9 protein-coding genes are annotated in these 3,923 nt (G+C 43.6%); 4 read left to right on the forward strand and 5 right to left on the reverse strand.

All coding sequences use genetic code 11. The features are described from left to right. Positions 1–219 precede the first annotated feature (219 nt). Positions 220–375, reverse strand: a complete 156-nt coding sequence (locus LRP50_RS25020) for a hypothetical protein (protein WP_274167111.1) — start codon at positions 373–375, stop codon at positions 220–222. A 216-nt stretch (positions 376–591) separates the two neighbouring features. Continuing rightward, a complete protein-coding gene (locus LRP50_RS25025) occupies positions 592–747 on the reverse strand; it encodes a hypothetical protein (protein ID WP_274167112.1) in 156 nt (51 codons plus the stop codon). A gap of 126 nt (positions 748–873) precedes the next feature. On the opposite strand from LRP50_RS25025, the gene LRP50_RS25030 reads away from it, so the two are divergent. Next, the gene (locus LRP50_RS25030) at positions 874–1,245 is read left to right on the forward strand and encodes a nuclear transport factor 2 family protein (protein ID WP_163391277.1); all 372 of its coding nucleotides are present in this window, start codon (positions 874–876) and stop codon (positions 1,243–1,245) included. Between the two features lie 245 nt (positions 1,246–1,490). Here the strand turns inward: LRP50_RS25030 and LRP50_RS25035 are convergent, their stop codons facing one another. The 3 genes from LRP50_RS25035 to LRP50_RS25045 all read right to left on the reverse strand — a co-directional run bounded on the left by LRP50_RS25035 (position 1,491) and on the right by LRP50_RS25045 (position 2,390). Further along, positions 1,491–1,646 (reverse strand): hypothetical protein, encoded by a 156-nt coding sequence (locus tag LRP50_RS25035; protein WP_274167113.1) that lies wholly within the window; start codon positions 1,644–1,646, stop codon positions 1,491–1,493. 216 nt (positions 1,647–1,862) lie between these two features. After that, positions 1,863–2,018, reverse strand: a complete 156-nt coding sequence (locus LRP50_RS25040) for a hypothetical protein (protein WP_274167114.1) — start codon at positions 2,016–2,018, stop codon at positions 1,863–1,865. A gap of 216 nt (positions 2,019–2,234) precedes the next feature. Then, positions 2,235–2,390, reverse strand: coding sequence for a hypothetical protein (locus LRP50_RS25045; RefSeq protein ID WP_274167115.1), 156 nt, complete (start codon positions 2,388–2,390; stop codon positions 2,235–2,237). Positions 2,391–2,525: 135 nt separating this feature from the next. On the opposite strand from LRP50_RS25045, the gene LRP50_RS25050 reads away from it, so the two are divergent. Genes LRP50_RS25050 through LRP50_RS25060 form a run of 3 tightly spaced genes read left to right on the forward strand, consistent with a single transcriptional unit; the run spans position 2,526 to position 3,831 of the window. Then, positions 2,526–2,837 carry a hypothetical protein gene (locus LRP50_RS25050; protein ID WP_274167116.1) on the forward strand — a complete coding sequence of 104 codons (312 nt, stop codon included), beginning with the start codon at positions 2,526–2,528 and terminating at the stop codon, positions 2,835–2,837. Positions 2,838–2,879: 42 nt separating this feature from the next. Next, a complete protein-coding gene (locus LRP50_RS25055; protein ID WP_274167117.1) occupies positions 2,880–3,164 on the forward strand; it encodes a hypothetical protein in 285 nt (94 codons plus the stop codon). 16 nt (positions 3,165–3,180) lie between these two features. Continuing rightward, the gene (locus tag LRP50_RS25060; protein WP_274167118.1) at positions 3,181–3,831 is read left to right on the forward strand and encodes an FMN-binding negative transcriptional regulator; all 651 of its coding nucleotides are present in this window, start codon (positions 3,181–3,183) and stop codon (positions 3,829–3,831) included. Positions 3,832–3,923 lie beyond the last annotated feature (92 nt).

Raw genomic sequence — 3,923 nt, forward strand, 5'->3', positions numbered from 1 at the left:
TCATGAACGGGACACCTTGCCAATCTCGAAGCGCTTAGAAAATGGTGTGAATACATTGGCTTGGTCGGGTTTAGTGCGGTCAAGTGCCCGTTATCACAGCGTTATCCGTCAGTTCTTCTCATTGTTTAGTTTGCGATGTTTGGTTAGCTATTTCCTTTCTTCGTCGCAGGCTGTTTAATCTGAAAACGCTCATCAAACGAATCCAAACTCGATGCAAAATCATGTGGCTATCTTTGATAAGTTGAATTCAATGCCTTTGGTTTTATCGCGTGATTTTGTCTTTAAGGCTGCAGTAGAATTCACAAAATGGCGCGTTCGTTGGGTGTTGGCGGCGAAGCCGCGATAGTATGAATGTTCAGCGGCTAACAAGGTCATGAACGGGACACCTTGCCAATCTCGAAGCGCTTAGAAAGTTGTGTGAATATATTGGGTTGGTCAGGTTTAGTGCGGGCAAGTGCCCGTTATCACAGCGTTATCCGTCAATTATTCTCAGTATTTAGTTTGTGATGTTTGGCTAAGCAATTCCTCTTTTCGTTGCTGGCTGTTTAACCTCAAAACCCTCATCAAACCAATCCCAAACTCGATGCAAAATCATGTGGCTATCTTTGCTAAGTTGAATTCAATGCCTTCGGTTTTATCGAGTGATTTTGCCTTTAAGGCCACAGTTGAATTCACAAAATGGTGCGTTCTTTGGGTGTTGGCGGCAGAGCCGCGATAGTATGAATGTTCAGCGGCTAACAAGGTCATGAACGGGACACCTTGCCAATCTCGAAGCGCTTAGAAAGTAGAGTGAATACATTGGCTTGGTCAGATTCAGTGCGGGCAAGTGCCCGTTATCACAGCGTTATATACCTTGTCAGTTCAGGAGAACAAGTGGATATTTTAGTTGAACAAGAAACCGAGCTTCATCGGTATGAAGTTCGTCAAAGTCGAGCTGATGTTGAGCGATTGATCCATCCTAGTTTTTCTGAAGTCGGTAAGTCAGGAGTCAGTTTTGACTTCGCTTCAATCGTTAAAATGATGAGCTCAGAGGAGCCTACAGACTGCAGAGTTCATTCGCAGAATTATGTATGTGTTCAACTAGCACCTTCGGTTCAGCTTCTTAAATATGAGTCTGCTTCAGTCGCTCCGACAGGTGAAATCAGCGACTACGCTAAGCGTTGTTCAATTTGGGCTTTTACAGGTACTTGCTGGCAGTTGAAGTATCATCAAGGAACACCGTGTCCAGCTTTTGAACTGATATAAAAAGGGGCTTGGTGAATTGGCGTATAACAAGAGCATGAACGAGGGACGTTTACTGGTGGCGCTTTTATCTTATGTGATTTAGCCGTTTCAATCAGTTTGGGCTAGTAAACGCCCGTTATGCTAACGTTATCCGTCAGTTCTTCCCAGTGTTTAGTTTGCGATGTTTGATTAGCTATTTCCTCTCTTCGTTACAGGTTGTTTAACCTCAAAACCCTCGTCAAACCAATCCCAAACTCGATGCAAAATCATGCGGCTATCTTTGCTAAGTTGAATTCAATGCCTTTGGTTTTATCGAGTGATTTTGTTTTTATGGTCGCAGTTGAACTCACAAAATGGCGCGTTCGTTGGGTGTTGGCGGCAAAGCCGCGATAGTATGAATATTCAGCGGCTAACAAGGTCATGAACGGGACACCTTGCCAATCTCGAAGCGCTTAGAAAGTGTAGTGAATACATAGGTTTGGTCAGGTTCAGTGCGAGCAAGTGCCCGTTATCACAACGTTATCCGTCAATTCTTCTCAGTATTTAGTTTGCGATGTTTGGCTAGGCAATTCCTCTCTTCGTCGCAGGTTGTTTAAATCCAAAAGTCTCATCAAACCAATCCCAAACTCCATGCAAAATCATGCGGCTATCTTTGCTAAGTTGAATTGAATACGCATGGTTTTATCGAGTGATTTTGTCTTTATGGTCGCAGTTGAACTCACAAAATGGCGCGTTCGTTGGGTGTTGGCGGCAAAGCCGCGATAGTATGAAGAATCAGCGGCTAACAAGGTCATGAACGGGACACCTTGCCAATCTCGAAGCGCTTAGGAAGTGTTGTGAATACATTGGTTTGGTCAGGTTTAGGGCGGGCAAGTGCCCGTTATCACAACGTTATCCGTCAATTCTTCTCAGTATTTAGTTTGCGATGTTTGGCTAGGCAATTCCTCTCTTCGTCGCAGGCTGTTTAATCTGAAAACGCTCATCAAACCAATCCCACACTCGATGCAAAATCATGCGGCTATCTTTGCTAAGTTGAATTCAACGCTTGTGGTTTTATTGAGTGGTTTTGTCTTTAAGGCTGCAGTGGCATTCACAAAATGGCACGTTCGTTGGGTGTTGGCGGCAAAGCCGCGATAGTATGAAGAATCAGCGGCTAACAAGGTCATCAACGGGACACCTTGCCAATCTCGAAGCGCTTAGAAAGTGTTGTGAATACATAGGTTTGGTCAGGTTTAGTGCGGGCAAGTGCCCGTTATCACAGCGTTATACGCTGTAATTTTACTTACATGTAAGCAGCGACTTTGAGCGCCAAACCACAGTGGTTTTCTCAACAAAAAAGCGGTTTGGTTTTGGGATCGCCGCTCACCATTGAAAGTGTTGCAAACAAGCCATCAATGGCCAGAAAAGACCAAGCATCCCAAGGGCTGCTTGCAAAGGCAAAAGGCGAGGTTCGGCTATTCAAACAGATTGGGTGGCAGCTTTATAACAAAGGTTTTGAAGGCGGACGCAAAACATCTCCGCAAATTTTGTTATATCAATTTATGGCGTTTAAGGTGGATTTATTGCGTGAAGCTAATGTTTTTCGCCCCTTAAAACGACGTTATACGCTGTAATTTTACTTACATGTAAGCAGCAAATTTGAACCACAAATCACGGTGGTTTTCTCAACAAAAAAGCGGTTTGGTTTTGGATCGCCGCTCACCATTGAAAGTGTTGCAAACAAGCCATCAATGGCCAGAAAAGACCAAGCATCCCAGGGGCTGCTTGCAAAGGCAAAAGGCGAGGTTCGGCTAGTCAAACAGATAGGGTGGCAGCTTTATAACAAAGGTTTTGAAGGCGGACGCAAAACATCTCCGCAAATTTTGTTATATCAACTTATGGCGTTTACGGTGGCTTTATTGCGTGAAGCTAATGTTTTTCGCCCCTTAAAACGACGTTAGCATACAAGGAGGTTCGGTGTTTATCCCTGCAAAGTTCAAGCAAGATAATATTGACGAAATCATCTCTGTCATGTGTGACTATCCATTTGCAACGTTAGTCGCCCAAATTGGTGCTGGTATTGAGGTTGTTCATTTGCCTGTGTCAGTTGAAAGTACAGAAAATGGTATTGTACTGAAAAGTCATATCGCTAAAGCTAACCCCTTCTGGAATATGGTCGAAGAGCACTCGAAAGTGCTGGTTATCTTTAATGGCGCACATAGCTATATTTCCCCTAGTTACTATCCGACAAAAGCCAAACATGGTCGTGCTGTACCTACGTGGAATTACGTTGTGGTTCATGCAAAAGGTGACATTAAATATGTTCATGAGCCACAGGCTGTTTATCAAATACTTGAAACTCTAACTGATGAACAAGAAGCTCAATTTGATTTTCCTTGGTCAATCTCTGATGCACCTAGTGACTTTATTGAAAAGCTACAGACAGCTGTCGTAGGTATTGAAGTGCAAGTGGGATCACTCGAGGGCAAATGGAAAGTGAGCCAAAATCAGCCTGACGAGAATATACAGGGTATTATTGACGGTTTAAAAATGTCTACAAATCCAATGGCAAGTGAAATGGTGTCACTGATTCGTCAGTGCTCTAAAAGTATGCTAACAAGCAAATAAACAGGGACGTTTACTCGTGGCGCATTTTTTCATAGAAACGCTGTGATTTAGGTGCTTCACTCAGCTTAGGCTAGTAAACGCCCGTTATTCGA

Origin of the sequence: Enterovibrio gelatinilyticus, assembly GCF_028683095.1 — a bacterium.
GTDB lineage: Bacteria > Pseudomonadota > Gammaproteobacteria > Enterobacterales > Vibrionaceae > Enterovibrio > Enterovibrio gelatinilyticus.